This is a genomic window from Coleofasciculus sp., from assembly GCF_046539235.1.
In the GTDB taxonomy this organism is placed as follows: domain Bacteria; phylum Cyanobacteriota; class Cyanobacteriia; order Cyanobacteriales; family Coleofasciculaceae; genus Coleofasciculus.
In genome coordinates, this window is sequence record NZ_JBKHHI010000558.1 from 1 (window position 1) to 3508 (window position 3508).

The following is a 3508-nucleotide window of genomic DNA, read 5'->3' on the forward strand; positions in this document are numbered from 1 at the left end:
CCCCTACACACGGGCGGGTTTAATTCCATCTGGGTAAGGTCAGAAATGATAGTAGTCAAAAGAGCCCCTACAGAATCAAAACTCTATCCGCACCACGGGAACTACGGCAAAAATCGATCTAAGGCGGTCTTCAATTGTTCGATTTCCGCCTCCATGTTACCCTCCTCAGCCGCCCGACCGATACATTCACTTAGATGCTCATCTAAAATAACTCGGGCAACTCGATTTAATGCGCCTCGCACCGCCGCAATTTGCACCAGCACATCTGGACAGGGGCGACTTTCCTGTACCATCGTCTTAATCCCTCGGATATGTCCCTCAATTCGAGAAAGCCGATTGACAATTCGCCGCAGAGACTCCTCATCGTGAACATGAGCGTGGGTAGATGCAGCATGATCATGATCGTGATCATGCTCTCCATGACTAGGGTGGAAGGATTGATTCAGCGAATGTTGGTCTGACTCTGACCGAGTATAGGTTTCATTAATCAATGGCTTAACTCCAGTTCGGGATTGGCAACGTTGATGGATTAGTTCTTCTGTTCATCCTAATCCAGAGTCGAGATGTTTGGGAGCCAGGTTTTCTAAGCAAGGGGAACCGCTCATGGCTGAAACACTATTGGCTCAAAGAACGTCCTGGATTAACCAGTCAATGTTAAGCGATTGTGACAATAATTTTGATAGATGATCATAGATACATACAACTGAACTCAAGAATAAGGCTATGCGATTGACAACGTTGTTCCCTCGGTTACGCCAAATCAGCGCTTATCTGATTGCGATCGCGACAGGTGTTCTGTTGACGGTTGGGTTTTATAATGTCTCACCCTCTCACGCTGAACCCATCTTGACAAATGAACCCGAATCCCCCATAGTTCTCGCCCAACGCCCACCCATTACCGATATCGGCGGCAGTTTTGTTACAGCGGCGGTGAATCAAGTGGGACCGGCTGTGGTACGAATTGACACGGAACGTACAGTAACACGCCGCCTCGATCCATTTTTTGATGATCCCTTCTTCCGGCGGTTTTTCGGGGACGATGCGTTTCCCCAAATGCCCCAAGAACGTCGTCTGCGGGGTCAAGGATCTGGGTTTATTATTGACCCCACTGGGGTAGTTGTCACCAATGCCCATGTGGTCGATCGGGCAGATAAGGTAACGGTAATTCTCAAAGACGGACGCCAGTTTGAAGGAAATGTGCAGGGTGTCGATGAAATCACAGATTTAGCCGTGGTCAAAATTGATGGCAACAATTTGCCTGTTGTCACATTGGGAGATTCGACTAATGTGCAAGTTGGAGATTGGGCGATCGCAGTCGGTAATCCCTTGGGGTTAGATAATACTGTAACCTTAGGGATTATCAGTACCCTTCAGCGATCGAGTGCAGAAGCCGGGATTCCCGAAAAACGACTTGATTTCATTCAAACCGATGCGGCGATTAACCCCGGTAACTCCGGCGGTCCACTCTTAAACCAACAGGGACAAGTCATTGGTATCAATACCGCCATTCGCCCGGATGCAATGGGGATTGGGTTTGCCATTCCCATCAATAAAGCCAAAGAAATTACCGCCAAATTGATGCGAGGTGAAAAAGTTGTCCACCCGTTCATCGGCATTCGCATGACTACCCTAACCCCGCAACTGGCGCAAGAAAATAATCGCGATCCCAATTCCTCGTTCATGGTGCCGGAAGTGAATGGGGTTTTAGTGGTGCAAGTTGTACCTGATTCTCCAGCAGCAGCAGGGGGTATGCGTCGTGGGGATGTTGTCACAGCCATTAATGGACAATCGGTGACGAGTGCAGAACAGTTACAACGTTTAGTTGAGAATAGTGGTGTGAATCAAGTTCTCCAGGTCAAAGTCGTGCGGGGGAATCAGACGAAAACGTTATCAGTCCGCACCAGCGAAATGCGAGAAACGACTTAAACACGTCGGTGTGGTCAAAGGGCGCACGTCGGTGCGCCCGGACAATTCCAATCCATCACGTTTCTCGGACACACTTTCAGGGGCGATCGCAGCTAAATCAACTGCTACCTCCCGTCCCATCTGTTCAGCTAGCTGTTGAAACGCCTTGGTGACAACCTGCCGCATGAGTTCGCCATATCCGCCATCCATTCCTACTGCCCAATCTCTCAACCTCAGACGGGTTTCATGCTCGCTCGCTGCCTGAGTATAAATTGATTTCCAAACCTCTGGGTGTTCCAGCAGTGCATCCGGTAATCTCATGAGCGGCAGAAAAGGTCTTGCCCAGGTTAGGGTTGGCAAGGATAAGGCTGGTAGCCAGTCAGTATATGTCCTCAATTCTAATTTCGATACCTCGATTAGCTATCCTTTGCAAAGATGCATTAACCTCATCGCGGACTTGTTCAGAAGGGTCGTACTTCATCTGTAAAAGCTCCGCATATGCCTTTTGTGCTAGTTGTTGGTCATGAGAATCCTTGACAATATGCTCTAATCCATGAGGTATCAACGAACGCGGTTCCGCCGCTTCGATATTCTTCAGTCGGCATAATACTTGAAATGCTTGCTCGTTGGCAAAGTATTCCCCTAGCATTTCCGATATTACAAACCATGCCATCCAATCCGTAAATGAACTGTAGGAACTTTCTAGCAACGGCAGGAGCCGATTTTTCTGATCTTCAGAGAGGAATTCCCAATTTTCTATTTCTAAAATATAGAGTAAATGCCATGCTCCTTTTGAGGTCAAGAAACGATTTTGTTTGAGAAAACCAAGAATCAAGTTTAAGTACTTATCTGGAAAATAGCTGAGTCCTGAAACGGCAGATGATATGGCTTTTGCACATTCTTTCATCTGCATTTCTTCTCCTGAATTAATAGCTTGTTCAATAGCTTCTGAAAATAGTTCTGGAGAAATTTTTTCAATAGAATCGTAAGCGATTAACATTGCAGAGTTAATTCGATCTCGTTGGGCAAAGGACAAACTCTCTCTAGGAATTTGAAAGAGCATTGCAAAATACCATCCTCCTCCTAGACCTATAAATTTCGGTTGCTCTAGTAAATTGATGAAAAAATCTATATCTTCTGGACTAAAATTTTTTTCCTCCAACATTAAACCTTTGAGTTTATAAAAACATTCCCTAAGTAGCTTAGTATCACCGCAAATGAGGGCTTGATAGATAGTTTTTTTGAATTGTTCAATCATAACTTATTCTCGTTATATTGGGGGTCTTCATAGATATTTATGCTCAGCTCTATTTAATGAATAGGTCGCCGATCGATTAACTGTAGTCCTAATAGGCTAGCTAGTGTAATTAGTGCTGCCAAACCCCAGGATGGAAGGGTGACAGCCGCTCCTATGACTATAGCCCCAGCAACTATAATCACTCCTGCTCTAACTGCCCAGTCAGGTAGTCTAAACCAATTAACATTTGGATCGTCTGATTCTCGAACATCTTCAGGGAGTTGACCGCACTTTGCCACATATTTTGCTTTTTGTGCAGCTAAACTTTCTTTTGCTTCATTAATCAGCCGCCGATGACCTCTCTTA

At 45.8% G+C, this 3508-nt stretch carries 5 protein-coding genes; 1 reads left to right on the plus strand and 4 read right to left on the minus strand.

The window, feature by feature from the left end; genetic code table 11:
* Positions 1-101: 101 nt before the first annotated feature.
* Positions 102-491, minus strand: a complete 390-nt coding sequence (locus ACLFWI_RS28465) for a metal-sensing transcriptional repressor (RefSeq protein ID WP_446407664.1) — start codon at positions 489-491, stop codon at positions 102-104.
* 232 nt (positions 492-723) lie between these two features.
* On the opposite strand from ACLFWI_RS28465, the gene ACLFWI_RS28470 reads away from it, so the two are divergent.
* A complete protein-coding gene (locus ACLFWI_RS28470; RefSeq protein ID WP_446415728.1) occupies positions 724-1926 on the plus strand; it encodes an HhoA/HhoB/HtrA family serine endopeptidase in 1203 nt (400 codons plus the stop codon).
* Here the strand turns inward: ACLFWI_RS28470 and ACLFWI_RS28475 are convergent.
* From ACLFWI_RS28475 to ACLFWI_RS28485, 3 genes are all read right to left on the minus strand, one after another.
* Entirely contained in the window at positions 1891-2226 is a 336-nt protein-coding gene (locus ACLFWI_RS28475; RefSeq protein ID WP_446407662.1) for a hypothetical protein, read from the minus strand. The genes ACLFWI_RS28470 and ACLFWI_RS28475 overlap by 36 nt on opposite strands.
* Before the next feature lie 58 nt (positions 2227-2284).
* Complete coding sequence (locus tag ACLFWI_RS28480; RefSeq protein ID WP_446392552.1) at positions 2285-3163, minus strand: hypothetical protein; 879 nt, start codon at positions 3161-3163, stop codon at positions 2285-2287.
* 53 nt (positions 3164-3216) lie between these two features.
* Positions 3217-3508, minus strand: a 292-nt coding sequence (locus tag ACLFWI_RS28485) for a hypothetical protein (protein WP_446415729.1), incomplete at its 5' end; no start/stop codon positions are given.

What these genes read in the sequence shown, in the direction of transcription:
- ACLFWI_RS28470 (WP_446415728.1), top strand. Translation starts at nt 724, where the DNA reads ATGCGATTGACAACGTTGTTCCCTCGGTTACGCCAAATCAGCGCTTAT.
- ACLFWI_RS28475 (WP_446407662.1), bottom strand. Translation starts at nt 2,226, where the DNA reads ATGAGATTACCGGATGCACTGCTGGAACACCCAGAGGTTTGGAAATCA.
- ACLFWI_RS28480 (WP_446392552.1), bottom strand. Translation starts at nt 3,163, where the DNA reads ATGATTGAACAATTCAAAAAAACTATCTATCAAGCCCTCATTTGCGGT.